General features: G+C 45.8%; 27 protein-coding genes. 14 read left to right on the top strand and 13 right to left on the bottom strand.

Annotation, left to right across the window (positions count from 1 at the left end):
• The first annotated feature begins 44 nt into the window (after window positions 1–44).
• The 3 genes from SIB64_RS15550 (at window position 45) to SIB64_RS15540 (ending at window position 2,716) form a co-directional block, all read left to right on the top strand.
• The gene (locus SIB64_RS15550; protein ID WP_413441085.1) at window positions 45–788 is read left to right on the top strand and encodes a sulfotransferase family protein; all 744 of its coding nucleotides are present in this window, start codon (window positions 45–47) and stop codon (window positions 786–788) included.
• Window positions 789–1,473: 685 nt separating this feature from the next.
• Window positions 1,474–1,878, top strand: coding sequence for a hypothetical protein (locus SIB64_RS15545; RefSeq protein WP_413441084.1), 405 nt, complete (start codon window positions 1,474–1,476; stop codon window positions 1,876–1,878).
• Window positions 1,879–2,236: 358 nt separating this feature from the next.
• Complete coding sequence (locus SIB64_RS15540; protein WP_413441083.1) at window positions 2,237–2,716, top strand: hypothetical protein; 480 nt, start codon at window positions 2,237–2,239, stop codon at window positions 2,714–2,716.
• Window positions 2,717–3,393: 677 nt separating this feature from the next.
• Here the strand turns inward: SIB64_RS15540 and SIB64_RS15535 are convergent.
• Both SIB64_RS15535 and SIB64_RS15530 read right to left on the bottom strand, forming a co-directional pair.
• Window positions 3,394–3,528, bottom strand: a complete 135-nt coding sequence (locus SIB64_RS15535) for a photosystem II protein Y (protein ID WP_413441082.1) — start codon at window positions 3,526–3,528, stop codon at window positions 3,394–3,396.
• 1,146 nt (window positions 3,529–4,674) lie between these two features.
• Window positions 4,675–5,028: a ferredoxin gene (locus tag SIB64_RS15530; protein ID WP_413443067.1), complete on the bottom strand. Its 354-nt coding sequence runs from the start codon at window positions 5,026–5,028 to the stop codon at window positions 4,675–4,677.
• A 550-nt stretch (window positions 5,029–5,578) separates the two neighbouring features.
• Here SIB64_RS15530 and SIB64_RS15525 point away from each other — a divergent pair.
• Window positions 5,579–5,869: a hypothetical protein gene (locus tag SIB64_RS15525; protein WP_413441081.1), complete on the top strand. Its 291-nt coding sequence runs from the start codon at window positions 5,579–5,581 to the stop codon at window positions 5,867–5,869.
• Window positions 5,870–6,290: 421 nt separating this feature from the next.
• Here the strand turns inward: SIB64_RS15525 and SIB64_RS15520 are convergent, their stop codons facing one another.
• On the bottom strand, window positions 6,291–6,566 hold the full coding sequence (locus SIB64_RS15520) for a hypothetical protein (RefSeq protein WP_413441080.1): 276 nt from the start codon (window positions 6,564–6,566) through the stop codon (window positions 6,291–6,293).
• 558 nt (window positions 6,567–7,124) lie between these two features.
• On the opposite strand from SIB64_RS15520, the gene fldA reads away from it, so the two are divergent.
• On the top strand, window positions 7,125–7,634 hold the full coding sequence (fldA, locus tag SIB64_RS15515) for a flavodoxin FldA (RefSeq protein WP_413443066.1): 510 nt from the start codon (window positions 7,125–7,127) through the stop codon (window positions 7,632–7,634).
• A 324-nt stretch (window positions 7,635–7,958) separates the two neighbouring features.
• Here fldA and SIB64_RS15510 read toward each other — a convergent pair whose 3' ends face one another.
• Both SIB64_RS15510 and SIB64_RS15505 read right to left on the bottom strand, forming a co-directional pair.
• Entirely contained in the window at window positions 7,959–8,180 is a 222-nt protein-coding gene (locus SIB64_RS15510) for a chlorophyll a/b-binding protein (protein ID WP_413443065.1), read from the bottom strand.
• Between the two features lie 247 nt (window positions 8,181–8,427).
• Window positions 8,428–8,607 (bottom strand): hypothetical protein, encoded by a 180-nt coding sequence (locus tag SIB64_RS15505; RefSeq protein ID WP_413441079.1) that lies wholly within the window; start codon window positions 8,605–8,607, stop codon window positions 8,428–8,430.
• A 711-nt stretch (window positions 8,608–9,318) separates the two neighbouring features.
• On the opposite strand from SIB64_RS15505, the gene SIB64_RS15500 reads away from it, so the two are divergent.
• Both SIB64_RS15500 and SIB64_RS15495 read left to right on the top strand, forming a co-directional pair.
• Window positions 9,319–9,558 (top strand): TIGR03643 family protein, encoded by a 240-nt coding sequence (locus SIB64_RS15500; RefSeq protein WP_413441078.1) that lies wholly within the window; start codon window positions 9,319–9,321, stop codon window positions 9,556–9,558.
• Between the two features lie 344 nt (window positions 9,559–9,902).
• Window positions 9,903–10,223 carry a hypothetical protein gene (locus SIB64_RS15495; protein WP_413441077.1) on the top strand — a complete coding sequence of 107 codons (321 nt, stop codon included), beginning with the start codon at window positions 9,903–9,905 and terminating at the stop codon, window positions 10,221–10,223.
• Window positions 10,224–11,673: 1,450 nt separating this feature from the next.
• Here SIB64_RS15495 and SIB64_RS15490 read toward each other — a convergent pair.
• Window positions 11,674–11,979 (bottom strand): DUF1330 domain-containing protein, encoded by a 306-nt coding sequence (locus tag SIB64_RS15490; protein WP_413441076.1) that lies wholly within the window; start codon window positions 11,977–11,979, stop codon window positions 11,674–11,676.
• Window positions 11,980–12,471: 492 nt separating this feature from the next.
• Here SIB64_RS15490 and SIB64_RS15485 point away from each other — a divergent pair, with 492 nt between their 5' ends.
• Window positions 12,472–12,882, top strand: coding sequence for a calcium-binding protein (locus SIB64_RS15485; protein ID WP_413441075.1), 411 nt, complete (start codon window positions 12,472–12,474; stop codon window positions 12,880–12,882).
• A 751-nt stretch (window positions 12,883–13,633) separates the two neighbouring features.
• Here the strand turns inward: SIB64_RS15485 and SIB64_RS15480 are convergent.
• Complete coding sequence (locus SIB64_RS15480; protein ID WP_413441074.1) at window positions 13,634–14,020, bottom strand: DoxX family protein; 387 nt, start codon at window positions 14,018–14,020, stop codon at window positions 13,634–13,636.
• Between the two features lie 800 nt (window positions 14,021–14,820).
• Complete coding sequence (locus SIB64_RS15475; RefSeq protein WP_413441073.1) at window positions 14,821–15,561, bottom strand: YebC/PmpR family DNA-binding transcriptional regulator; 741 nt, start codon at window positions 15,559–15,561, stop codon at window positions 14,821–14,823.
• 150 nt (window positions 15,562–15,711) lie between these two features.
• Here SIB64_RS15475 and SIB64_RS15470 point away from each other — a divergent pair, with 150 nt between their 5' ends.
• Entirely contained in the window at window positions 15,712–15,915 is a 204-nt protein-coding gene (locus SIB64_RS15470) for a hypothetical protein (RefSeq protein ID WP_413441072.1), read from the top strand.
• 360 nt (window positions 15,916–16,275) lie between these two features.
• Here SIB64_RS15470 and truB read toward each other — a convergent pair whose 3' ends face one another.
• Complete coding sequence (gene truB, locus SIB64_RS15465; protein WP_413441071.1) at window positions 16,276–17,151, bottom strand: tRNA pseudouridine(55) synthase TruB; 876 nt, start codon at window positions 17,149–17,151, stop codon at window positions 16,276–16,278.
• Window positions 17,152–17,281: 130 nt separating this feature from the next.
• Here truB and SIB64_RS15460 point away from each other — a divergent pair, with 130 nt between their 5' ends.
• Together SIB64_RS15460 and SIB64_RS15455 are read left to right on the top strand one after the other, a co-directional pair.
• On the top strand, window positions 17,282–18,034 hold the full coding sequence (locus tag SIB64_RS15460) for a class I SAM-dependent methyltransferase (RefSeq protein ID WP_413441070.1): 753 nt from the start codon (window positions 17,282–17,284) through the stop codon (window positions 18,032–18,034).
• A 9-nt stretch (window positions 18,035–18,043) separates the two neighbouring features.
• Window positions 18,044–18,499: a DUF2127 domain-containing protein gene (locus SIB64_RS15455; RefSeq protein ID WP_413441069.1), complete on the top strand. Its 456-nt coding sequence runs from the start codon at window positions 18,044–18,046 to the stop codon at window positions 18,497–18,499.
• Between the two features lie 10 nt (window positions 18,500–18,509).
• Here SIB64_RS15455 and rpmA read toward each other — a convergent pair whose 3' ends face one another.
• Together rpmA and rplU are read right to left on the bottom strand one after the other, a co-directional pair.
• Complete coding sequence (rpmA, locus tag SIB64_RS15450) at window positions 18,510–18,776, bottom strand: 50S ribosomal protein L27 (RefSeq protein ID WP_413441068.1); 267 nt, start codon at window positions 18,774–18,776, stop codon at window positions 18,510–18,512.
• Between the two features lie 40 nt (window positions 18,777–18,816).
• Window positions 18,817–19,209 carry a 50S ribosomal protein L21 gene (gene rplU / locus SIB64_RS15445; RefSeq protein WP_413443064.1) on the bottom strand — a complete coding sequence of 131 codons (393 nt, stop codon included), beginning with the start codon at window positions 19,207–19,209 and terminating at the stop codon, window positions 18,817–18,819.
• A 130-nt stretch (window positions 19,210–19,339) separates the two neighbouring features.
• On the opposite strand from rplU, the gene SIB64_RS15440 reads away from it, so the two are divergent.
• The 3 genes from SIB64_RS15440 (at window position 19,340) to kaiC (ending at window position 22,179) form a co-directional block, all read left to right on the top strand.
• On the top strand, window positions 19,340–20,218 hold the full coding sequence (locus tag SIB64_RS15440; protein WP_413441067.1) for a circadian clock protein KaiA: 879 nt from the start codon (window positions 19,340–19,342) through the stop codon (window positions 20,216–20,218).
• The gene (gene kaiB / locus SIB64_RS15435; protein WP_413441066.1) at window positions 20,215–20,574 is read left to right on the top strand and encodes a circadian clock protein KaiB; all 360 of its coding nucleotides are present in this window, start codon (window positions 20,215–20,217) and stop codon (window positions 20,572–20,574) included. Before SIB64_RS15440 ends, kaiB begins: the two co-directional genes overlap by 4 nt.
• Window positions 20,575–20,640: 66 nt before the next feature.
• Window positions 20,641–22,179, top strand: coding sequence for a circadian clock protein KaiC (kaiC, locus tag SIB64_RS15430; protein ID WP_413441065.1), 1,539 nt, complete (start codon window positions 20,641–20,643; stop codon window positions 22,177–22,179).
• A gap of 37 nt (window positions 22,180–22,216) precedes the next feature.
• Here the strand turns inward: kaiC and SIB64_RS15425 are convergent, their stop codons facing one another.
• Together SIB64_RS15425 and purD are read right to left on the bottom strand one after the other, a co-directional pair.
• Window positions 22,217–24,277, bottom strand: coding sequence for an ATP-binding protein (locus SIB64_RS15425; protein ID WP_413441064.1), 2,061 nt, complete (start codon window positions 24,275–24,277; stop codon window positions 22,217–22,219).
• The gene (gene purD, locus SIB64_RS15420; protein WP_413441063.1) at window positions 24,277–25,584 is read right to left on the bottom strand and encodes a phosphoribosylamine--glycine ligase; all 1,308 of its coding nucleotides are present in this window, start codon (window positions 25,582–25,584) and stop codon (window positions 24,277–24,279) included. Before purD ends, SIB64_RS15425 begins: the two co-directional genes overlap by 1 nt.
• Between the last annotated feature and the right edge of the window lie 6 nt (window positions 25,585–25,590).

Raw genomic sequence — 25,590 nt, 5'->3', positions numbered from 1 at the left:
TATAATGCGCATCGAAGTGCTAGTTAAGGAGACACATCTGAATCATGAGTAAAACAGAGCATTTTATCTTATTTGATCAGTTACCACTTATTTATGGTCGTGTACCGAAGGTGGCAAATACGTCGATTAAGGCCACATTATCGGAGCTACTTCAACAAGCCCCCGAGGAGGGGATACGATCAACCAGTGATGCTTTCTGGACTCAATCGACCCATGGAGAAACATCATTAATTACGCCTCAGCAAGCCATGTCAAAAAGGGGTACACATTTCTGCTTTAGTTTTGTACGCAACCCATTTGATCGGCTGGTGTCTGCATATAACAACAAGATATTAGAACTAGACGATGTCACAAAACCAATGAAGGAAATGGGTCTCAGCCATAATATGCTATTTATAGATTTTATTGGATGCATCATCGATACACCTGACGAGGATCTGGACGTACATTTAATGCCACAGTCAAAAATTCTCAGTCTTAATGGACGTGTTATCCCGTCATTTGTTGGGCAAATAGAGCATATTCAAGAGCATTGGAAAACTCTGCAAATATGGATGAAAAAGGAGGGATTACCTGTTCTCAATAATATCCCTGAAAAAAATGTGCGACGTGGCAACAATCATAGTGATCTAAAAAAATATTATAGTGATATGGAGGTAACTCGACTGGTTCAAAAAAGATATAATGAAGATATAGAACTTTTCTATAATGATACAGATCTTTCTGAATTAATTAGCGGAGAAAAAAAACAGATATCTGACCCTGTTGTACCGCTGATTAGTTTCTGAAGATTCGACAAAAGAAGAAGCAATATAGAAATCTAACAAAAATATAATCAGAAAGTCTTTGATTGAAGGATAAAATTTAAAAATCACAATTCACGATCTGTCTGTTTAGGGAGTGAATAGAATAAATGGGATCACTTATGTAAAATCAAATCAATAGCATGTTGATCAAAAGATATTAAAACTAGTTCGGCTAAAATTTAAGGAAATACAAGTTGAGCGTGTATTTTGCAAACATTGATTGCTTTCGATGGAGGGGCTTGGCATAGGACACCTAGCTCGTGATTTAGTTGACGGTATAGACCCATATCTTGAATTGGAAGCGAAATAAAGAAAGCGAATATACTTGTAAACGATAAGATCATAATTAGATATTATTTTTAAAAATAGCAAAGACAACGTCGCGAAAAAGAAGCAAGATATACAGACCAAGAATGAATAAAAAATGAAGAGGAGAGTGATAAGCCCTAGAAAACGGTAAATTGCCTTTTTGAGCGTAAATATATGCAGTCATCAATTGCTTAGAAGGACTGAAGATGATAATTTTAGGGTTAAGCTAGAAAGATAGATGATCGAGTTTAATTGGATGATATCATAATGAGTGAGATTAACATATGAATGTCAACCTTACAATGCGACAACTATACCGTCTCTAAGAAAACTTCAATGGGTTGAGAAGTAAGTTAAAGTGAGCAAGATTAGAGTTGGTTTGGAGCTGATTGATGTGGGAGAATCATTGAGGCTAGTGAGTTCGAATTACGACAAGCCAGAGTGGATATTGGTTGATAATTTATCTTATAAAAGAGATATCAATCAAATGGTAAATAAATATGCAAGGACGGAAAGAAAAAAGGGGATTGTTTATCATGTGAAAGAAGTGCTAGATATAATTCATAAAGCATTCCTGTGTATAAATGGAATCGATCCCTTAGACGGCATCCCTATAGACAGTTCATTAATCAGTATTTACAAAATTAGTGAAAACAATAAATTAGTAGGTCGGGAAAAGATTTTAAGGAGACTATACCAACCGTTATACCAGATAAAATTCACAACAAACGAGAAATTACTATCGTCAGCCATCAAGCACTAAAAGTAAAAGGAGATATGAATGTGACTGAGTATATCCAGTATTGTATCAGTGTAGCTGACTATCATAAGATGAATTTGTTGCAGCAATAAATTTAAGAATGGCTTGAAGATTCGCACCTTTTCAAATAGAGATTAGTTTTATTTGTCAAGCAAGCTATAAAGAGAATTTAAAACGGAAATTACCAAAACTCAAGATATGGCAAGTGATATTTTTTAGGCGATGATAGCCGATCGATAACAATCATTACTGGACGGATCGCAGGAGGCAGGCATAAGACTGAATGAGAGAAGGCAAAGATTGCGACGTGTGCAACAGAGATCAAAGAAAGTGGTAGGATATAATTAAGCAAATAAAAAAGATGATGATGTTGGACAAAGCAAAATTCTGTACACAGCTCATTAAAATGTTAGTCATTGAAGAATTTGGAAACAATGTAAATATAGATAAAATCATAGGATTTGATGGCAACCCTCCGGCTGAAAGCAATAACTACTGTTGTGTGGATGCTACTGAAGAACAGTCTGAGTTTAGGGGATTGGTAGAAATTGATGGACAAATGAGTTGCTTTATGGCTCAAATTAATTCCAAAGATCAACATCGCTCAAAGTTCATCCCAGCACATCAAGTCCTCGATGATCCCAGTGGACAACCCCGAAAAACGCAAGAAATAATTCAACAAATGATCCTGGGTCGAAAAAAAGGTGTCATGCTGATCCCTGACAATGAAGATGACGCTGTGGATGTTATCGGGGGCTTGGTTGAGCAGGGTTTCCCTGAACTTGCATCGAAGTATAGGGACTTTATTATTCGACAGTTAGAAAAATCTAAATCAAAGTAAGCCTATAATTATTACATCTAGTGATAGTTTAGTAAAGCATGATAGTGTGAATTTTTAGAGCAACGCCTCAAGCAAGCTGCGCTAAGATAATAAATTGATTATTGGAACCAAAGAATATGATTTGACTATCTAAAAAAGAAGCTTTACAGATGGCAACAGTACTCGATGATGGAATTTAAAAATGCATACCATTAGGTATTAGTATTGATCGAGAGAATGATAGCCGCTGTAATTTCCAAGACCTGATTTATTCTTTATGACCCCAAATAGCTTCAAAAGAAGTTAATTAGATAGTATGAGAATTATTCCACAACTCTTGGTCGCATCTCGCGCTTCTTCTTGACATTGTGCTAAAAAAATAAACATAATCAAATCCCAAAGTTATTCAGATCAGTGCATTGATATTGACATATAGGGCGAATTTAGGATTGAAATTCTGACCTGCTTCGGAAAAAATTACAGCATAATCTCAAAGAATAGAAAAAGCGATGCATCCAAGAGCCTTAATCTATGATGGTTTGGATCACAGAGGAAACGATCAAAATAATAGAAAAACCCTAAAAGAGTTTATGATAAAAATTTAATTGGCTTGGTGATGTTGAGTCTGTATATAAAAATGGTTCATTATGAGAGGTTTAAGGTCAAAAGGTTTAACTCTTTAAAGTATAGAAACTTATTTAGCTACTAGTATTCTCTTTATATTGGCGAATTGCCAGCTGGATCTGCCCAACTGCTGCCCTCCCAATGTTGAACCCAGCCCAGCCAAGTGCCAGCATGATTGGAGCAAAGACAAGTAAGATCCTGAAGTCCAAAGCGAAACGTGAATAGGAACATAATTATGACAAGAATGCAAAGTTTTGAAATTAAAATAATACAAGTAAGACGTCCTAGTAATCACTAAGCGAAGAAACTTTTATACTTTGGTCAAGACTTTTTGAAACCATCATATGATTGTCTTTCGAAAGTAAGACTATGCATAGATTACTAACAAAAAATACTGTGACCCAAAGAATCCTCAGTTAGAGATATATGAAATCATAATCCAAATGATCGAGCCAAACTGGGATTACTTCATCAACGCTCCTTTAGATAAAGGTACACAGCGGTTTAGTACGAAAATCGAACGAGCGTTGCATGCCCGTGTAGTTGCATCAGAGGCTAATTGGATTCAGTACCAAACTGTTGAAAGGTTGATGATCTGGCAACAATCCCTTCATGATCTTTGCACATATCGTGAAGGGAGAAGGAGCATTGAATAGGCAAGTGATCTAAAGACTACCAATAGATATCTTGGTCAACCAATAAAGAAGCAACTGCTCCAAGGGCGAGGCCACAGAAGATTACATGTGACCAAAAATTAAGCCAAAGTAAAAAATTGATCGACACTATTCCCAAATGTCTCTAAATCTATTTTATCAATACCTGAATTCAGGCATACAAAATGTAAAACCACAGAAATCGACAATTGTCATTTTTGAAGGGCAAAATAAGACAATCAAGCGAATAAAAAAGAAAGCCCAGGCCGATCAAAGATCACTGTTAGAAAATTTGCTTCAGTAAAATGGATGAAAACTAATTCACATGTACCAAGACTATACTGCAATCTTTTTGTTGTTATTCACTGCGATTCCACTTGTTGTTGTTGCTGGAACAGCGTTCTTTTATATCCGCAATAACGAGAGGAAAACACCTCTGAAACGGGAAGACTTTTATCGATAGCCTATAGATAGCGCTAATTGCTGCAGAATATCTTCGGTCTATTCAACTGTAATCAATCAAGCTTCCCTTTTAAAATAGCTATTTACACTATGATTGAAGTTGTTTTGCGAATAAGGGATGGTTTTATTCGAATTTATTTAAAACTTATGACATATTTATCTTTTTTGGTTTACGTAATTGATAACAATTGCTCTGTGACTTAATTTGATTTTTGCAATCTTGAACTATCGAAATATGGGTTATTGAGGGATTCCTCGGTTCTTGCATTCGTCTAGCTGTTGTTGACTAAGCTCATCCAAGTTTGAGAATTCCACCCAATGAATGCAGTCCACCGGACAAGTATCGATTGCTTCTTGGATTCTTTCAATAGAATCGCCGTCTTGGCGAATTGCACGGCAACGACCTGTGTGGTTAATCATCGTAAAAGTATTAGAGGCGACGTGGGCACAGTAACGACAACCGATACAGTCACGCTCATCAACCCACACAGCTTTCTCACGAATTGTCCCACCCAACAGTGGCTCTCTGCCTGAAGGAGTTTGGGTTATGTGGGGAACCTGTGCTGTAAAAGCTGCCTCTACGGACAAAGCAATAAAATAAACTGATTAATTATCACAGCGCAAAAAAAAAAGGCTTGTCCTGTGATCGATACTATTGAAAACAAAATCTCTTATTGAGACAACGGAATAGACATGGCATTCAGCAATAAGATCAAAGGGTATGTTGTATGTGCTCCATTGAAATGAAAAAAATGGACAGTAACACAGTTCACTCACCATCGACTTAGAAATTCATTTCGCTTGAAAAGGTTGTTTATCTCTATGTGGTTGTTTCGGGTGGACTGTCATGAAGACGTAGAGGTGGTGACTCATGGATTATTGTGGATTAAAAAATTGATTGCACCCTATTGATTAAAAAATGTGCATCAGAGATAGTTAGGAAATTAAATTAATAACATATATCAACCAGACGTAACCTTTTGATCGGCTTAATACAAGCCTTGCTCAAACGAGCAGGTTACCCGTGCGTTTGTGTATATGCTACTTATCGCTCTCTCATAGGGCTCAAAGCGCTGTAAAAAAATAGACAGATATATGCGCCTGATCCCTTAAATTAATCACATGTCAATGTTTAATTGATTTCATGTTGCTATCAAATTTTGAGATTGCAGTTGGAGGCATCATGTCTATACCAGTAGTCGGAGGGCTTGTCTTTTTAGGATATAAGAGTTTTGGAGAAAAAAATCTAGATACGTCCAAGCTCAAGCCCAAAAAAGTAGTTGCAAAGAAAAAAGACCCCACACCTAAATCGGAAGCGGGCGAGAAGCCGGCAAAGAAAGCCGAAACAACATCCAAACCAGAAAAGACAGCAGAAACCGTATCAAAACCGACCATTGAATCTAACCCAACTGTCGAAACAGCTTCTGAAAAATAATTTTAATATTGTTCGAAATTATTTTCGCAAGTTCTTACACCAAAGGTACCATTAGTTATTGCACATTGGTTTGATTTTTGGATCATTTTATTTTGTATTTTTTGCATGTGCCAGTTGCTTTGAGGGCTAATTCTTTGGATTTTCAAACATCCTGTTAGTATTTATCATGACGCTATTAATGAATTGTGAATACGTTCAGCTTAATTTTTAAGTGTAATACATATTGCCGCTATTGTTATCTAATTTCTATATCTTCAATGCGATTGCCTGCAATCGTCTTTTGATACACATAATCTCATCATGCTTTAGCAAAGAAAGCAATAAGCTTTCGGCAACACTACTACAAAAATGACAGGATGTCGAATCATACCGATCGATATGACGTGACCTTTTGCTTAGAATAGTATAGTCACTCAATTGATCAAATGAGAAATACTGTTGATAGTTCAGGGGCAGACAACTTTAAAATAGTAATTGCTAAAACTATGGCAACACCTTTTTTATCAAAAACTGGCATCAATGCTCTGTTCATATTGTTGTATTCATACATAATTGTACCAAAACTGCTTATGAATTCGAGTGATCTAAGTTTTGTTGTTGCTGTACTCCCTGCCACAATAGTAACCATTGGTGTATGGTTTACATTTACAAATAACGTTTTTTCATGATCATGGACACGGCTAACAACGAACTCCAATTGACTGTCTTCAGAAATTGGGGATTTTTATTTTTCTTCGCTGGCGCTACGTTTCATTGCATTGATTTTATTGGTACAGAAAAAACCCTGGAATGGGGAATGGGACAATTCTTTTTAGCCGCAATCATCCTTGCGTCTTTATTTTGGATTAGAAAAGCTATAAAGAAAAAGGTTTGGAACTATTTATAGCTGTCAAGTGCTTCGAAGGAGATCACAAAAGGGTTAATAAATAATTAATTTTATAAATAGTGCCGATATTTCCCTCAAGCTTTCCAGTAAATTAATTTGATATGCATTATTTATTTGTGAATAAGCCCTATGTTGGTCTAGTCTTTGTGATGTTTTTAGCCTGTTGCTCGTTAGTGCAATATAAATCAATTTTTTTTCTGCTTTCTCGCTAATGTATACGTTTTCCATATTAGTGATAAAGATCGGCCCCCCGAACGCTTTTGCGATTGAATATAATATTACAATATAGGTGAAATAATTATACAAGCTAGCGCACAGAATTTGATTCTTCCTGGTCTATCGCATGTTAATTTTAAAATTTAGATGAAAGTGAATTTTACAATCATTTATGCATCTGCAACTGGTCATACAGAAAATATTGCGGAAAGATTGCACCAATTAATCCCAAGATCTGAATTAAAAGACCTTGATTATATTGATCATACCAAGGAATTGACAGAGTCAGACGCATTAATTTGTTGTATCCCTACATGGAATACTGGAGCAGATGAACAACGATCTGGAACTTCTTGGGATCAACATATTGATAATATTCCCGCGACTGATTTCTCCAATACAATTGTTGCTATCGTTGGACTTGGAGATTCGGCTGCATTTAGTAAATATTTTTGTGACGCCATGGAAGAATTGTATACTGCATTTAAAAAAGCAGGTGCGAGATTGATTGGAGAAGTAGCGACAGACGGTTATATTTTCGATGCTTCCAAAAGTGTGATTGATGGAAATTTTTGTGGCCTCCCAATCGATGAAGACAATGAATCCGAGAAGACAGAGGAAAGGCTTTCGCAATGGGCTGCTCGCATTACATCTCAAATCTAGATTTTGATCAAAAATATTATCCACCCCTCTAGTTAAAATTATCTATCAACAGCTTAATTTCGGCATTAAACTACAAAAAAATTGATGTTTTCCGTTAAGTGGTGAAGCTAATTAATTTAATTTTATTGCTCAACATCTGTTGATCGAAGGTGTTGTTCTATATGGCTTTGGAATTGGAAACTTGATGACTTCAGTAATTTTTAAAACGGCTATATGATTTATCGTTTTAAAATACAGTTAATAGTTGGCTTGATCTAGTGGCAAATTGAACTAATAGACAAGCTTTCGAGGAATAAAACGTAGAAAAGCAGATGCCTAAATAAGTCAACCTAAATTTAAGTACCAGTTCACATAACCCACAAGCTGTTGAATCATCCCCTTGCCTGTTATGAGTTCACCGAGAACTGCTGCTGAGAAACCAACCATCGCAACTCGTCCATTAATTTGTTCAACGATGCTCAGGCGCGAGGTATTCCAGGGCCGAAACGCCGTTAATGATTCTCCAAATTTTTCAGTAGCTTCGTATTTAAATTTTTGACGGGGCATCTCTTCCAAATAGAGGATCTGGGTACTTTGGCGGATCCACCCCATAACTTGTCAAGCGCTAAAAATGGCAATACTGGCCTGAGGGCATATTCATGGTGGAATAAGCACAGATGGCTTCCGTGACAACACTCGGCCAGCAGAGCACGTAGGGGTGACGCTCAGAGAGCTTTAGCAGGGATGGATGAGGCAGGTTGAAGAGATGTTGATAAGGCGCTGGTTCCGTTGACTGGGGCCCATCCCGATTCATTCAGGCAGCTTGCTGGTCTTTATCGATCAGATTGGGTTTTAACTGAGAGATGTTGGGTAGCGGGTCCGGTCTGCCATCTGCGATAGCACGTGCCCGCCTATAAAACCAATTCTCAGTTGCTCCTTTGGCTTCCATATCAGTAGCGATTTTCAGCCAATTGCTGCGTTCGTGTTGATCCATGAATCAAGTTCCAGCTGATACGCTGTTGAATAACAGCAACTCAGGAACGAAGGAGGAGTAGTGATAATGACATTGCGTCGACTTTTGTTAGCGATTCAAAGTTTCATTAGTGATCAGCACTATCTTCCAAATACACTCCAAAATGCTTTGTACTGGTGCTAGAAATTGATATTAAGGATCATAATCAGCAAAAGACTCATTTAAAGTTTCACTTTTAAGGCCGGAAAATGCTCGGTGTTCATAAATAAAATTTTCGCGAAAAAGAATGAATATAGATGAGATATCTTTCCCCTTAATGACTTAAGTGATGAACTTACTCTACTATTGTAATTTCAGATGTCCGGGTTTGTCTTTACGAAAAGGTTTTGATTGCTCAATCTCAAAATTATTAAATCTTTGGTATTCCGTGCAAAGTCGAATCTTCTTGAATCCAAAAGATATCAATAGCCACGAATACAGAAAATTTTTCCTATGATTTTGCTGTTTCTAAAGTCAATATGTCCTCAGCTGATTTTCCGGAAATGTTCAAAACCATTGAAACTTCTACTTGTTGATGGTTATTCAAATAATAATGGGAAAGACAATTGAGTGCACTTTTGCTTATCTTTTTTCAATTTACGATCAAATTATTCGACTTGGGAGCTTGTTAATGAATTAAAGCTTGGTTTTGCAATCAGTCTCTCAAACTAATTCACAACATACAAAAAAATCATGAACAGTCTTGAACCAGATCAAATCAACCGGATCATTGAAATGGCCTGGGAAGATCGTACGACTTTCGAAGCAATTGAATTTCAGTTTGGTCTCAAAGATAAGGATGTGATTGCAATTATGCGACAAAATATGAAATCAAGCTCGTTCAAAATGTGGCGAAAGCGCGTGAGCGGACGCAAGACAAAACATCAAGCGACGAGCAACTCCAAACGATTTAAGGCAAAATGCCATAAATGATCAATAATAAGAACCAGTCTGCATTAATTTATTGAGTATTCCTTGCGTTAAAACTGGGCTTCTTTGATGATTTGAGAAGTGTCTGCAGTCGCTATCTGTGAATACAACAATATTACTAATTTCCCCCTTTAATAATATTCACTTTGATCGTATGTCGCGCCTTTCTTTATGAGGGCTCTCAACTTTACTGACGCCAACAGTTTAGGCATTAATTCGTGAGTTTGTGCGTTGCCTATGTTGATTTCCGCTGGGCTTGTGAAGTAGTGAAAGAATGTTTGTATAGATAAAAAAGATTCATGCCCTGGTATTCTAAGGTGTATCCTAACGAAACAGTCTCGTGAATTATGGCAAATTGGGAACAAGATCTATTCGCTCTTAACTTTAAGAAAGAAAAGCAAATCGATGGTTCATTGATTTATGCTTTAAATATTGGTGATCAAAGACAGTCGTATTGGACAAAGATTACGGTTAAGCAAGTCGGCAGACCTCAAAAAGATGCATGGCAAGTTATTTGTGCAAGGTCGGAGATTCAAGTTGGAATTTGGAAGGTTCATGAAGTTACAAAGGATATCTCTGTTGATGTCTACACAAGTGTGGAAAAGATGCTTTCTGCAATCAAATGCCAAATCAAATTAAAGCCCAGTTTTTTGCTAAGGATTACATAAATAATTTCCTCTATCCCTCAATTGCGTTTGCGTTGTGAATAAATACAAGCCGATCAATCGCCAGTATAATACCCTGGATAATGAATACAACAAAGATATTAATCGATTCGCAAATTGTTTAAGTGGACACAGGAAGCTTTAGAGGTGAGAATGTACGTTAGGCTTTTTAAATCATTATGCTCTTCACGAAATCTGTAGAAAGCGATGAAGTTCCTCTCTAAGCCTCCTAATAAAAATCTACTATAGCGAAATCTTAGGTTATCACTACCACTCATCAAGAAAGACCTACGCCAACTTTAATCTCTATTAAAAAATATCCACATTATTTAGTTGAGAGGTTGGCTTTTTATATTACAGCTGAATGTATATCGTGATTGTTTATTTATTGCGATAATCCTCTTTTCAACAGAATAACAGCAGTAAATGGTGAGCTAATCTACCTTCATCAATGACGGTTCGCATAGGGGCCCTAAAACCTGTTCGTTCAATCAACCGAATGGCTGTACTTGATATTGAACCGGAAGACTGGCGGTCTCTTCCGGAATTTTTTACTTCATTATGGGGCTTTTCACGGCAGCAGATGACCCGACCAGTGTGATGTGCGAGAATTGTTTCCCCTCATAGAATTTCCCCTTAACTTTGCTATGGATTTTCACATCGTAGTTCTTGATGAATATCTTTCACAATATCCTAAAATTGAATGGGTTGATTGGAAAGATCATTTATCCAAGAAAATGATGAGCCAAGGAGACCATTGGTCTAAAGCGACGCTGAAGGGCCTTAATATCTGGGATTGTCTTGAAAAGAATAATATTAATTCCTCTCATCTCGTGGCCTGGAAGCCAACCAAGGATACTCTTTATCAAGTTAGCTTACCTGATCAAACTCGTCCCGAGGACTAAGGCAATTTCAAACGGGTTTATACGATTACTCTCGGTCTTTTCTTCAATATAAGTCATTCTAAATTTTATTTTCCATCATGAATATCCTTATTTTGTGTTATTTGTACGCAGGAGTCATGACATCTAAGGTGACAGTGATTTAATCAGTTAAAGCATCGAAATCTTTTATTGAAGATTGTTCCTTAACATAAAACAACTGCAGACGATATAGGTCAACTGTTTTCGGGAATGCTGATTCCCACTGTTCTGCCACCATGTTATCGATTCAATGTGGTTTACCTTGTATTATGATAAAAATCTATTCTTTGATGATCTTAGGTTTTACATGCATTCAGAAAAATAAATCAATCGAGTGTTGTAAAAATCTTCTCTGATGAATGCTGCCTACCCGTTGATTGTGACATTCGATCCCAACTAATCTATTAGGGCAACATAAACCAATATATCATATTTCAGGAGTTTTATTAACTGGTTAAATTCTCTTTTTTATGCTTTTAACTCAATGTATCAAAATCATGGCAGCTAGTCATCCGGCGTTGCGATCGTCATCAATGCCCAGCATGGTCTCCTTCTTCAATAATTGAAAGACAAACATCTGAATGAGGTTGCCTCAGCTTGATCATCTCTTGGTATTCAGGTGAATCGTAGGCGGCTTGTGCAGCAGCCACAGATTCAAACTCAATGATCACAGTTAGAGGTCCTGGGCTGCCTTCACGTACATCGGTATTGAGATCACGACAGAGAAAACGTGCTCCGTATTTGGCTAAGTATGGCTCAACAGCCTGTAGATAGGGTGCCATCCCTGCAGGGTTCGAAATTGATCCAGCAACGTTCCAATAACCTTTGGCCGTCATTTCAGAGAAAAAATTTTCACCATCATTGCATAGTTAACCAGTTCAATCGGTCCATTCTTTACAAGTCAGTTAGACGGAGTTTGCACATATAGGCCGGTTCGTTGCTACCTCTGCACGTGTCAATGACTTTTTTTTATGATTTGTGTTGTTCTGGTCGACACTATTGGCTGTGAAATGACATGCGTCCGTAGCTTCTGAAGGCAGGAGAAAGAGTTTGAGCCTGAGTTTAATAGCCATTGAAAATTGGTTGACATATCGTTAAAGCAGCTTGCAGTGGAGTTTGGCGGTCTTGCTTGCGTTCACCTGATCTTCACCAAGAAATTAATTCATTCGCACCATGTCTTGTAAGTGAGATTCACCATATGTCTTGCGAGTTTATGACTGTTGAAATCGATTCAACACAAACTTATTTCACTAAAACTGTATTTCTCGATGAACTCAACTTCAACCAACCGATACCTTCAGGGTAGGATTAAGGAGGAAAAGCGCTTATTGGAAGCTGATGACAGTGACAACACGATCATCGGCACTAATGACCATGATCGGATCAACGGCAAAAAGGGAGATGATCTCATTAAAGCGAGAAGTGGCGATGATTTGATCCTCGGTGGTCGAGGCAATGACACGCTCCATGGTGGTGTTGGTGATGATATTCTGATAGGAGGAATGGGCAATGACAGGCTGAATGGAGGCGCTGGAGCCGATACCTTTTTCATCAGTTATGGGAAAAGAACAATTGAAGATTTTGATTTCAATGAGGGGGATCGCTTGTTATTTGGACTCTTTCTTACGAATATTAATTACGAGCAAAATGGGAATGATCTGCTCGTGCTCAGCGATCAAGGAGAAACAACGATCCTAAACCATAATGTAAGCGATTTTAATTCTTATGGACATCCATAAGATTACTTTGGTGTCGGAGTTTTAAATTTTCTCCGGCTGACATCTTCTAACGAACGTGGGTCTCTCTATCCCTACTACGTGTTGTTAACTAGGAATATGCAAGTCTATATCTCCCATTGAATCGACTTTTCTTTTTTGAAATTTCAATCACGCTGATTGTGTACTGTTCTGGTTTATTGATCCATCAATGATTAGTGGTATAGACGCAACTGGAGAATTTTTTTAGCCTTACCCCCATTGGGGGCTGTACTTTTAGTGGTTTCAAAATGATTTTTTTCATTAACTTCCCTTGGTTTGAAATGTCGATCTAATTTCTGTCTTTTGGATCTGCTCTTGTTTCCGGGTTTGCCTTTCAGTCACTCCTATATTAATGGTGAGAATTCATGTCCGTATTTCACTTCGCTTTTGAAGCTAAAATGATAGTTGTTTTCAATAAGATGTCGCTTGCATTCATGTCCCAATCATACTTGGATCAGTCGTTTTACTTTGTCTGAACATATTGGTCTTTTTCATTCCGACCCCAACGATGTTTGGTTGATGCACGTTCGCATGTTCTTTTGACAAATCTCTGTGTTGCCTAGTGAATAATCATTTTTTTTAATTTAATATATAGCATGTCTGTCGGCGTGCGTAGCCTGCGATGATGTTGTAGACCATTTTTAGTACACATTGAAAATTGAATGGCCAAGTGAATTGCTTTTGAGCTTCAGGCTTTATGATATCGTAACCCCGCTTTGTCTGATTTTCTGATTCAACGAATTTCACGAAAACTTCGATCGCTTGTGCTGTTTGATCTGGTAATCGCCAGAATCAAGGCTCCAATAATTGCGATGTTACGTACGAAACCCGTATCTACTGGAAATGTATGGAAGATAAGGGTTGTTGGTACTAGAAAAACCAATAAAAGCGACGCTCCTATCCTTGTATCCTGGCCGAATACCAAAAGTATTGAGCCAAGGATTAATATCGCAATGCTGCATATCAACAGGAGCCCTGCAATAGGGATGGGGATGCCCTTAGATGCAATAAAACTGGTTGTTCCGCCAAAATCGGTCAACTTCGCTGGCACAGCGTTTACAAACAAGGCGGCAATGAAAATGCGGCCTAGGACATCAAAAATTTTGGAGGGAGATGCCATGGTCTTCGCGGTCGTCATGTTTCACTATCTGTGATAGCAACGCTCCTAGAAATCAGCTGACTGCAAAGTATTTGTAGCGTTTTCACGCAATGGTCTTCGCTGGCCTTTTTATCTTGGTTTGATGGATTGAGGAATTGTTCAACCAATTCTTCACGGCTACTTTTTCATTTTATCCTGATTGGATTTGTCGGGTTTTCTGGTCATCGCTCATGACTGTCCTTGTCCGCCGATTCGAAATTGTGCTTTTTTGAATTGACGCTTTGTGCTTTCCAAGCTCTTCCGTTTGCGAAAATAGTAACTTCTTTATTGTATTTTTGATATGCAATTGTATTTGTTTTGATTGTAGTGGTCTCTACGAAACTTTCCAAGAATATGACTTGCATCTCATCCCCTCTTGGGAGGTGAATAGCATCGCTCTCACTGTGCGTCAGTTAAGCACGTTCCTGTGGATTAGCAGGATTCATCTCAATGGCAAGGGGTTTTGTTGCCAATGCTGGGACTGATGTCGCTCAATATCTTGTCTTTTGTTTTTGATTGTTTTAATCCTCCACCGTTGAATTTTTAAATCTTCTGAGATGTTGATCGGTTGCGGTTTTGTAGACATCGTTGGCTTTTCGTTCATGACATTAATGTTTTATGTATGCCTTTCTGGCTTTGTGTGCCTTGACGTTGCTTTCCTTTTTCTCAACCATCTGGATCGTTCATGGTTGATGCCTGGCTGATTCAGCTCAGATCGAGCTTCATGTTCGACGTCGCTTCATTGCGTTGACTTGTTGGTTCCAACTTCAATGTCCGGCACGTCAAGTGAGCTCAAGATCTGATTGGATCTCCAGGTTGGCGCTGATGCTGCGCACGTCGTCGAGGTTGTCCAGGGCGTCCAGCAGCTTTAGGCACTGTTCTGCGGGTTCCCCTTCCATTTCCACGCTTGTGCCGGGATGCCAAAGATGTTCCCACTCCTGCACCATCCAGCCCCGCTGTCGTAATCCGTCTTGAAGGCTTTCCAGCGCGTGGAACGGTCCATGCACCACAGCCTTGTCCGCGTTCAATTCATAGCCATCAGCTTCAAGTTCCAGGAGGTGCTCGATCAGAAGCTCCTCGCGATTCTCTGGTATTGCGACGGTTACTTCACTGCGATGTTCAAACAAGTAGGCCACGCAGCCGCTCTCACCGAGATTGCCACCGTTTTTGCTGAAGGCCAAGCGAAGATCTGCGGCTGTTCGATTGCGGTTGTCGGTCAGAGCCTCAATCAGAATGGCAACGCCTCCCGGCCCGTATCCCTCATAACGCACGTCCTCCAACTGAACACCTTCCCCGGCTTGTCCGGAACCTTTGGAGATGGCACGTTCAATATTGGATGCCGGCACACCAGCTGCCTTAGCTTTGTTGATCGCGGTGCGCAGTTGGAAATTGCCGTCAGGATCAATCCCAAAACGTGCTGCCACCATAACGTCGCGTCCCAGTCGGGTGAATAGAGCTCCCCGCTTGGCGTCCACTACAGCCTTGGTGCGCTTGATTTGTGACCATTTGCTGTGGCCGGCCATGACAATGCTTCTTCGACTTCAAGATGATTCCAGAGTAAGAACTCTCAAGAGATTGTTCAATAAATCATAATACCTTATAAGATTAATTCATTGATGCTATTTTATTCCGTCTTGTGATGCAAGTGATTGTTTCTTTGATGTTCTTTATTCATGGAATCTTCTCCAGGTGCAACCGCTTTTATATCTTTCAGTAATGGCGCTTCGAAATCTTCTAGCGAGTATGTCTTATCCTCGATAATTAATGTGTCTTTTTCTATGAAATTTGCCAGGATTAAGTTTCCCTTTGTAACATTTGGATTGCTGATGATTATGGTGTCTGCGGCAGGAATTTTGCCAGGCTCAATCCCTGCTTGAAAGTCTTTCCCTTGAATGAAGGCAGTACCACCTCTTGGCTCTCATTTTTATCTGTATGTTCTCAGCTAAAGCAGCATTCGAATTGTTTGAATGGCTGGTCGCGAAGTAATTTTCATCTGGCGATCTCATTGTTGCAACGTATCCTGGTTCGTCTCGCCAGCAGTGGCTGTGGGGCCAATGTTTCGCTTGGCTTCAATTCTCGACGTTCCTGCAAGGTATTGATCGACCTAAATACTGGTAACAGTGACCATTCTCCCCAAAAAAGGTGATGGCTAGACCATCATTATTCAACTCCTATAATTAATTAATTTAGGATTGTCTTCGTTTTTGTCTTGTTAATTCTAGATTTCTTGCCTTGGTTCACCCAATCGCATCGAATACTATTTTCGGTCTTAGCTGATTGGCGCCATTGCTCTGGCCGATGCCGGCAATGCTTCCATCGGGATTGCAGACCACAGTTGCTTGCTCATCGTTCGTTTCATTGTGAATGTTTCGCCCGCAGCGCCAGTCGCGTTGTTCGCTCAGATTTAGATTTCGCCTCGGCATTCCGTTTAGGGCCTGCAGGGGTGACAGGGGAACAGGCGGTGTTTGGTCTTTTTCAGGTAGTGGCTGGGCTTGGTAGATATGAAAGCCAAGAGCTTGTGTGCGGCGTAGTGATGCCAGACAGCCCCCACATCCCAGCAGCTCTCCGATATCCCGCGCGATCGCGCGGATGTAGGTCCCAGCTGAACAGTGCACGTTCAACCGCAGCAGACCTCTGTTCACATCCCAGTGCATCAGCTGCAGCTGGTGGATGGTCACCGTGCGTGCAGGAATGTCCATCATCTCGCCACGTCGGGCTCGGGCGTAAGCCCGTTCTCCATTGACATGAACCGCTGAAACCTGTGGGGGGCGTTGTTCTATCTGTCCTCGAAACTTGTCCAATGCTGCATCGATGGCGCTCCAGCGCAATTGGGGATGCGATTGACGTTTGATCACCTCTCCTTGCAGGTCATCACTGTCGGTTGTGGTTCCCAGTTGAATCAGCCCGGTGTACGTCTTTTCACCCGGCAAGTAAGGCAACAATCGTGTCGCTTGTCCTAGAGCGATCGGCAAGACACCGGTGACAGCTGGATCGAGAGTGCCGCCATGACCGATGCGTTTGAGGCCGTAACAACGCCGTAGACGGCTGACGCAGGCGTGGGAGGTGAAACCTTGGGGTTTGTCGATCACCACGAAGCCGAATGGTGCCCGCAAAGCAGATGTCCTATGCCAGTGGAGTGTTTCATTGAAGCGGTCTGCATGGGTGTTGGGCGTTTCAGCATCTGAGCGAAGCCCTTTTCAGTTTTCAGCGCACCTCTAAGTTGGCGGCGTTTGTCGTCTGGGTATGCCGCGGCTTTCCATGCAGCAGCAGCTTGATGTGTCTCGGTTTCTTGAGGATGGTTTTGCTGTCCGTCGCCATTTGGCGAGCTATCTGCAGCTGTCCATGGAGGCTCTAAACAGCCGCATGCCCAGCAGCACTGAAGACCTGGCGGATCTTCATCCCGGAGCGTTTCGTGCGGAGGATGCCACCTCTTTTTATGAAGACACCGTCGGCACCGGACATCTGCTCGAACTCGCAGCCTGGCATCTTTCCAGTGCGGATTACATCGCTGACACCCTGCGATTGCAGGAATCGGTGGCTCGTGGTCAGTTGTTGGATTTCGGTGGCGGTATCGGGACCCATGCGCTTGCGGCCGCCGCACTGCCCGTGGTCGAGCATGTTTGGTTTGTGGATCTCAATCCCCAAAACCGTGCGTTTGTTGAGAAGCGTGCGACCGCGTTGGGGGTGAACCACAAGCTTTCGGTGCATCGGGACCTCAATGACACTGGCACCGTTCGTTTTGACACCGTGGTGTGCCTGGATGTGCTCGAGCATCTTCCGGACCCCTCGGCCCAGTTGCATGCCTTTCACAACAGGATGGCCCACGGTTCAACCGCTTTGCTGAATTGGTATTTCTTCAAGGGGCATCAAGGGGAATACCCCTTCCACTTCGATGATCCGCAACTGGTTGAAACCTTCTTCCGCAGCCTGCAGAGTCATTTCTTGGAACGATTCCACCCGTTTCTAATCACCACCCGCACGTATCAGCCCATCTGACGGAAGCTCATGCAAGGCCTGCTGATTCGGATGATCGTGATCAAGAAGGTTGTGGTGGCAACCCTTCTGGTCAGCCTGAGTCTCGCGGCACTTTGGGGGAGTTCTCACACAGCAGGTCTGGCAAGGCTTGCTGATGCCTTGGGAGAGGCAGATCGGCGCCTGCTTGCTGGTTTGGCTCGACGCGCCCTGGATCTCGGTCCAGAGGCTCTGCGGGGGGTTGCCGCTGTGATGGGGAGTTATGCGCTTTTGGTCTATGTGGCGGCGTGGGCCACATGGACTGATCGCCGTTGGGGCGACTGGCTGTTTGTGGTGTTGCTGGCTCTGCCACTCCCTTACGAAGTGCTGGAGTGTTTCCACACCAAAAGCCCCAGCGACGCTGCCGTGCTTGGGCTCACTGTGATCGGTTTGCTCGTTGTGCTTCGCCGGGCCCGTCGTCCGGAACGACTAAAGCAAAGGGCGCCTTAGACGGGCAGCTCTAAACGGCGGCAGTGATGTGGATGCGTTTGCGATTGCGTAGTCCACGTTTGATGCTCTCGAACTTCACCACGCCGTCGGTAAGGGCAAAGAGCGTGTCATCTTTGCCTTTGCCAACATTCACACCAGGCAGAACAGAGGTGCCGCGCTGGCGGATCAGGATGGAGCCGGCAGAGACTGATTCGCCGCCATAGGCCTTCACGCCGAGGCGCTTCGAGTTTGAATCGCGTCCATTGCGTGTGGATCCTGTGCCTTTCTTATGTGCCATGAGAGAGAGGAGAGATTGGGGCGGTCAGGGGTTGGGCTGCTTAGCTGATTGACTTGCCGCCAACAGTGATGGATTCGACCATCACCCGTGTGAGTTCCTGGCGATGACCATTTTTACGGCGGGTCTTTTTCTTCGGACGCATTTTATAAACGATGATCTTCGGCCCACGTCGGTGAGCCATCACCTTCAGCGAAACACTTGCGTCCTTGACATAAGGCTGGCCAAGAGTGGTGGAGCCTCCATCTTTCACAAGAAGGACGTTGTCCAGTGTGATCGTCGCGTCGACCTCAGCATGGATCCTGTCCAGGTCGTAGTAACGGTTCGGCTGCAGCCAGACCTGGGTCCCTGATGCCTCTGCAATCGCGTAGGTCTCAGTTGACGCCGGAGTGGCTCCAGCGTCTGACTTGTCTGCGGCGGGCTTGGTGTCGGCCATTGAGAAGAGGACGCGGTCAGGCTCGGACAAACCGATTCAGCCTGAGCCGCAATCGAAAGACAAACCAAGATCTTCGATCCTCGGCCCTCCCTTCGTCAAGATTCACCTACATGTTGATCCTGACCCCCGGATGGCCAGGCCGGCCCTCACCGTCGCTCTCTTGCTAAGGACCACAGCTTTGGTCGAGGCCTGCTCTCAGTGGCTTCCAACCAATCGCTACGAGCCGATCGTCGTTGATCTCTCCGCGGAAGATGGTTTGGTCGAGGCGTTGCGTCAACGTCGGGACAACATCGACGCTGTGGTGGTAGAGCAACCTCTGCTCGATGCCCAAACGCGCGAGCAGCTGATCAGCTCCAGTCTTCTCTTCCCGGCGGTGGTGGTCGGCGAGGTGAAGGGCCATGTGGATTACCACGCCGAGGAGCTCCATCTTCCAGAAGATCAGCTTGAGCAGCTCGGATACAACGTCGACGCAGCGATCTCACGCTTTTTGCGCCAGGGACGGGCCGAGGGTCGTCAGGGGGAAGTGGTTGCTCGGGAGGTCTGGAAGCTTTCGAACCGTCTCCAGGAGCGGCTGGGATATCTGGGTGTGTTCTACAAGCGGGATCCATCCCGTTTCCTCGGGACGCTCTCGAATGAAGAACGGAGTGAATTACTGCAGTCTCTGCAACGCACTTATAGAGACCTTCTAATCAGCTATTTCCGGGATCCTGCCGCGGCGAATCAGGCCCTTGAGAGTTTCGTGAACACTGCGTTCTTTAGTGATCTACCCATCACGAGAGCCGTGGAGATACACGTCAATTTGATCGATGAATTCTGGAAACAGTTGCGGTTAGAGGGCCACAAAAATGATTTTCTTCAGGATTACCGCCTTGCGCTTCTTGATGTGATGGCGCATTTGTGTGAGATGTACCGGAGGTCAATCCCGCCGGACATCCCTCTGACCGGAGCGGCCTCCCCCCTCTCCCGCCGGGAGATCGAGTCCAACGATTCCCCGGACCTGACGTCATGAGCCCACGCAAGACTTACATCCTCAAGCTCTACGTGGCTGGGAACACGCCCAATTCCATGCGGGCTTTGAAGACGCTGCGCAACATCCTCGAAACAGAATTTCGCGGCGTTTATGCCTTGAAAGTGATTGATGTCCTCAAAAACCCCCAGCTGGCGGAGGAGGACAAGATCCTGGCCACACCAACGCTCTCAAAGATCCTTCCACCACCAGTCCGTCGCATCATTGGTGATCTCTCCGACAGAGAGCGGGTCCTGATCGGTCTTGACCTTCTCTACGACGAACTAGCGGACAGTTCTCTCAACAGCGGTTACATCGACAGCGTTGATGAAACCGATTCCTCGCTTGAGGATTCTTAAGCGAGATGGTGATCGGTCGGCCCTATCGGACCGTTCTCACTACCGTCAATTTGTAACCGTGTAGGTATGCAGTTTCCACCCGCTAGCGGGCCTGCTCAGATGCAGGTTCAAAAGCTTCCGACCGGTATCGAGGGGTTCGACGACGTCTGCCAAGGCGGACTGCCGATTGGACGCAGCACGTTGATCAGCGGCACTTCCGGTACGGGCAAGACCGTGTTTTCGCTGCATTTCCTGCACAACGGCATCAAGCATTTCGACGAGCCCGGAATCTTCGTGACGTTCGAGGAGTCACCCCTCGACATTCTTCGCAACGCTGCCAGTTTTGGCTGGAATCTCCAGGAGATGGTTGAGCAGGACAAGCTGTTCATCTTGGATGCCTCCCCCGATCCAGATGGCCAGGATGTCGCTGGGAGCTTTGATCTTTCGGGCCTGATCGAACGCATCAATTACGCGATTCGCAAATACAAGGCGAAACGTGTTGCCATCGACTCGATCACCGCTGTTTTCCAGCAGTACGACGCCGTGTTTGTCGTGAGGCGGGAGATTTTCAGGCTGATTGCCAGGCTCAAGGAGATCGGTGTGACCACCGTGATGACCACCGAGCGCATTGATGAGTACGGCCCCATCGCTCGCTATGGCGTGGAGGAGTTTGTCTCAGACAACGTGGTGATCCTGCGCAATGTGTTGGAGGGAGAGCGTCGGCGCCGCACGGTTGAGATCCTCAAGCTGCGTGGCACCACCCACATGAAGGGTGAATTCCCGTTCACCATGGGAACCCATGGAATCAGCATCTTCCCGCTCGGCGCGATGCGCCTCACCCAGCGTTCCTCGAATGTACGGGTCAGTTCTGGAGTGCCCCGTCTGGACGACATGTGTGGTGGCGGATTCTTCAAAGATTCGATCATCCTCGCGACCGGCGCAACCGGTACGGGCAAGACCCTGCTCGTGTCCAAGTTCATCGAGGATGCCTGTCGCAACAAGGAACGGGCGATTCTGTTCGCCTACGAGGAATCCCGTGCTCAGCTGCTTCGCAATGGCACCAGCTGGGGCATTGATTTCGAGCAGATGGAGCAGGACGGTGTTCTGAAGATCATCTGTGCCTATCCCGAATCAACGGGATTGGAGGATCACCTGCAGATCATCAAGACGGAGATCAGCCAGTTCAAACCGTCAAGGATGGCCATCGACTCCTTGTCAGCTCTGGCCCGTGGTGTCAGTCACAACGCCTTCCGTCAGTTTGTGATCGGAGTGACCGGATACGCCAAACAAGAGGAGATTGCCGGGTTCTTTACGAACACCTCTGAGGAGTTCATGGGCAGTCACTCGATCACCGACTCCCACATCTCCACGATCACTGACACGATCCTGTTGCTGCAGTACGTGGAAATCCGAGGCGAGATGGCCAGAGCGCTGAATGTGTTCAAGATGCGCGGCTCCTGGCATGACAAAGGCATCCGTGAATTTGTGATCACTAGCAATGGTCCTCAGATTAAAGATTCCTTCTCAAATTTCGAGCGAATCATCTCCGGTGTGCCGCATCGTGTCACCACCGATGAACGCAGTGAGCTTTCCCGGATCGCACGAGGAGTGTCAAGCGGCGACTGAGCTGACTGTCGTGCTATCGAGCAGGTAGGTCCGGTTGTCAGACCAGCTGATCAATCTTGGATCGACGTTCCGCCTGCAGTTGGAGTTCGTCGGTGTCGGCTTCCTTGAGAGGGAGATCAAACCAGAAGGTTGTGCCGATATCTATTTCGCTCGCCATCTGAACCTGGGTTCCGTGTTTCTCCAGAATCCCGCGCACGATTGAGAGCCCCAGGCCAGTTCCCACCTCGGTGTGAACGGCATTTTCAACGCGGAAGAAACGGTCAAAGATCCGCTCCTGATCAGGTCCACTGATGCCACAGCCCGTATCGGCAACCTCCACCCGAAGACGGGGCAGGGGCGAGGTGAGCGTGCAGGTGGGGCCTTCGTTCTGATCAGCCTCGGATGGTTCAAACCGGCAGCTGTCCGGCCATGGATAGGCCCGCAGGGCAAGCACCCCTCCGGCTCGGGAGAATTTCAGTGCATTCCCAACCAGATTGTCGAGCACCTGGAGAAGCAGATCCCAGTTGCCAAGAATCTCTGGAAGTTCGGGGGAGACATCGAGCAGAAGTTTCACTTGCTTCTCGTCCGCATTGAGCCGGTAGGTTCTGAGGGTCTGCTCCATCGCCGGTCCCAGGCTCATCGCCTCGAACTGCACCGCACGCCCTGATTCAAGCCGCGAGAGATCCAGCACATCATTCACCAGGCGAGTGAGTCGATCGGTTTCCGCGTTGGCAACGCCGAGGAATTCCTGCTTCTCGTCGTCGCTGAGCTGGTCGCCCATGTCGTAAAGGGTTTCGACGTAGCTCTTGATGTTGAACAAAGGCGTGCGCAGCTCGTGGGACACATTGCTGATGAAACGACTCTGGGCAGCATTGAGTTCCACCTCCCGGGTGAGGTCCTGAACGGTCACAGCAATGCCCTTGAGCGATTCGCCACTGGCATCGCGCACGGCTTGCATCACGATGCGCAGCGTGCGGGGGGGGTCTCCGACGTTGCAACGCAGATCCTCGCTGTCAGCTCCACTGAGCAGAAGCGCATCAAGCGGAGCGTGCACTTCGATCGCCAGCAGATCAGGCAGCTCCTCCACGAGTTCCTGACCTTCGAGATTTCGACCTTCCCAACGGAACAGGCGCCGCGCCGTCGGATTGGCCAGCACGATCCGTCCCTCCGCATCCAGCAGAATCGCGCCATCCGCCATGGTGGCGATCAAAGACTGCTGCTTGACCTGGGCCGCTGTGAGCTCCTCAATGTTGGCCTCGTCGTAGGCCTCCAGCTGAGATGCCATGGCATTGAAACCACTCAGCAGTTCGCCCAGTTCACCTCCAACCGGCAGTTCGATCCGCGCCTGAAAGTTGCCTGACGCAATCGAACGCACCCCACGGAGGAGTTCCTTCACAGGGCGCGTGATCGTGAGCGCATTGAAAACGGCTCCAAGGATCACTAGCACCCAGATTGAGATGAACACGGCAACGGTGACCTCCCGGGTCAGCGCCGCACTGGCCAGTGCGGTTTCATTCGGGTTCACCCCCAGACCGACAACGCCGTAATAGGTGCCGCTGCGAATCAGCGGAACAAAGACATCCGTAATCCGGCCCTGCGGGGTGAGGTGTTGGCGGACCAGCGGGTTCTGGGGGCGACGGCGCAGTTCGTCCGGCAGTTCGAGTCTGCGGTTGAGGCGCAGCTCTCCATCGTTTTCCGTCGGTGTGGCGCTGATCGGAATGCCCAGATAAATCACACCTTCCGGATCAGCGAAGAAGATGTATCGAACGCTGCGGGACGACCGCCAGAACTTTTCGGCGACATTGGCCAGTTCCCTGTCCTGTTCCTTGGCCACCAGCTCGGTGACATTGCCGGCGAGCAGCAAGCCCAAGTCGCGGGCATAGCGGGTGTCGTTCATGACGGCATTCCGCTGGATGCCGTTCAGAGCAAGGAAGGTAATGCCCGTCATCATCAAGCTCACCACAAGAGTGGCGATGGCGAGCAGCTTCGTCTGAAGACTGAATTCGGCCCACCAGAGCGCGATCTTGCGCCAGACTCCGTTGGAATTCTGACCCGGTCCGCCACCTCCAGGAGCTGGAAGCGCCCAATCTGCTGTCGCGGAGTTTGTGCCGCTGGTCATCAGTCGGTCCGTACCTGATGGCCGATATCGCGACGGTAGATGATTCCGTCAAAGTGCAGCTTCGAAAGGCCGCTATAGGCAGAGGCGAAAGCCTGATTGAAATCGCTGCCGAGAGCTGTGACCGCCAAGACCCGACCTCCAGAGGTCACCAGTCTGCCGTCGTCCACTCGACGGGTGCCGGCATGGAACACCTGTAGCAATTCATCGTCGCTGAACTCGAGCTGGATGGCATCCCCTTTTCGGGGTGCATCGGGGTAGCCCGCTGCCGCAGCCACCACACAGGCACTGCACTTGTTGCTGATCGTGAGCTGCGGGGCGAGATCGAGACGGCCCAGAGCGCAGGCCTGAAGCACCAGCCCAAGCTCAGGGCCCAGCAACGGCATCAGGGTTTGGCATTCCGGATCTCCAAAGCGGCAGTTGAATTCGATCACCTGCGGACCATCGCTGGTGAGCATCAGCCCGGCATAGATCACGCCGCGGTAGTCGATGCCTCGGCCCCGCAGTGCCTGCAGTGTCGGCTCGAGCACCTCACGACGCACCTGCTCCAGACCAGCGGCGTCTAGCAGCGGCGCTGGGGCATAGGCACCCATGCCTCCAGTGTTCGGGCCTCGGTCTCCTTCCTCCAGACGTTTGTGGTCCTGAGCCGGGGGAAGAATCACCATGCGTTCCCCATCGCAGAGCGCGAAGACGGAAACCTCCGGTCCCTGAAGCCGTTCTTCCAGCACAAGCTGCGATCCCGCCTCGCCGAAGCGACCCTCGAAGGCGGAGCGGATGGCCTGTTCCGCTTCTGCGACTGTGTCCGCAACGGTCACACCTTTTCCAGCCGCAAGTCCGTCTGCTTTCACCACCAGCGGCCGTTTGACCTCCTCCAGCACAGCGAGGGCCTGCGCTTCGCTGGTCACTGACCAGTGACCGGCTGTCGGAATGCCGGCGTCCCGCATCAGCTGCTTCGCCCAGGCTTTGCTCGCTTCCAGTTTTGCCCCTTCGGCACCGGGCCCAAACACGGGGATGCCCGCCTGGCGGAGATGGTCAGCAACACCTGCAGCAAGCGGAGCCTCTGGACCGACGACGACCAAATCGATCGTTTTCCTTCGGCAAAGCTCAACCAGGTTTGGACCGTCGGTTTCAGCGATGCTGTCGCGCTGCTCATCGACCAGTCCACCGTTCCCAGGGGTGATCCGAACCGCGTCCATGCCTGGACATTTGCCAAGAGCCCACGTCAGCGCATGTTCCCGACCACCGCCACCAACAACAAGCACCCGCTGCAGAGGAGGCAATGCGTTGGGACGGGTGGTCGAGATGGCCATGGTTGA

Source organism: Synechococcus sp. MIT S1220 (assembly GCF_047303025.1).
Taxonomy (GTDB): Bacteria; Cyanobacteriota; Cyanobacteriia; order PCC-6307; family Cyanobiaceae; genus Parasynechococcus.
Note: the sequence above shows the minus strand (reverse complement) of the source record. Positions and strands in the feature narration are given on the sequence as shown.

Bases quoted from the DNA above. Each gene is read 5' to 3' on its own strand.
- SIB64_RS15490 (WP_413441076.1), bottom strand. From the start codon at position 11,979: ATGACGGCCAAAGGTTATTGGAACGTTGCTGGATCAATTTCGAACCCT.
- SIB64_RS15505 (WP_413441079.1), bottom strand. From the start codon at position 8,607: ATGGATCAACACGAACGCAGCAATTGGCTGAAAATCGCTACTGATATG.
- purD (WP_413441063.1), bottom strand. From the start codon at position 25,584: ATGGCCATCTCGACCACCCGTCCCAACGCATTGCCTCCTCTGCAGCGG.
- SIB64_RS15440 (WP_413441067.1), top strand. From the start codon at position 19,340: ATGGCCAGGCCGGCCCTCACCGTCGCTCTCTTGCTAAGGACCACAGCT.
- SIB64_RS15495 (WP_413441077.1), top strand. From the start codon at position 9,903: ATGGCAAATTGGGAACAAGATCTATTCGCTCTTAACTTTAAGAAAGAA.
- SIB64_RS15470 (WP_413441072.1), top strand. From the start codon at position 15,712: ATGGAATCTTCTCCAGGTGCAACCGCTTTTATATCTTTCAGTAATGGC.
- SIB64_RS15500 (WP_413441078.1), top strand. From the start codon at position 9,319: ATGAACAGTCTTGAACCAGATCAAATCAACCGGATCATTGAAATGGCC.
- SIB64_RS15540 (WP_413441083.1), top strand. From the start codon at position 2,237: ATGATGATGTTGGACAAAGCAAAATTCTGTACACAGCTCATTAAAATG.
- SIB64_RS15480 (WP_413441074.1), bottom strand. From the start codon at position 14,020: ATGGCATCTCCCTCCAAAATTTTTGATGTCCTAGGCCGCATTTTCATT.
- SIB64_RS15550 (WP_413441085.1), top strand. From the start codon at position 45: ATGAGTAAAACAGAGCATTTTATCTTATTTGATCAGTTACCACTTATT.
- rpmA (WP_413441068.1), bottom strand. From the start codon at position 18,776: ATGGCACATAAGAAAGGCACAGGATCCACACGCAATGGACGCGATTCA.
- SIB64_RS15525 (WP_413441081.1), top strand. From the start codon at position 5,579: ATGTTGCTATCAAATTTTGAGATTGCAGTTGGAGGCATCATGTCTATA.
- SIB64_RS15455 (WP_413441069.1), top strand. From the start codon at position 18,044: ATGCAAGGCCTGCTGATTCGGATGATCGTGATCAAGAAGGTTGTGGTG.
- SIB64_RS15425 (WP_413441064.1), bottom strand. From the start codon at position 24,277: ATGACCAGCGGCACAAACTCCGCGACAGCAGATTGGGCGCTTCCAGCT.
- SIB64_RS15475 (WP_413441073.1), bottom strand. From the start codon at position 15,561: ATGGCCGGCCACAGCAAATGGTCACAAATCAAGCGCACCAAGGCTGTA.
- rplU (WP_413443064.1), bottom strand. From the start codon at position 19,209: ATGGCCGACACCAAGCCCGCCGCAGACAAGTCAGACGCTGGAGCCACT.
- kaiC (WP_413441065.1), top strand. From the start codon at position 20,641: ATGCAGTTTCCACCCGCTAGCGGGCCTGCTCAGATGCAGGTTCAAAAG.
- SIB64_RS15510 (WP_413443065.1), bottom strand. From the start codon at position 8,180: ATGCCCCGTCAAAAATTTAAATACGAAGCTACTGAAAAATTTGGAGAA.
- kaiB (WP_413441066.1), top strand. From the start codon at position 20,215: ATGAGCCCACGCAAGACTTACATCCTCAAGCTCTACGTGGCTGGGAAC.
- SIB64_RS15460 (WP_413441070.1), top strand. From the start codon at position 17,282: ATGCCGCGGCTTTCCATGCAGCAGCAGCTTGATGTGTCTCGGTTTCTT.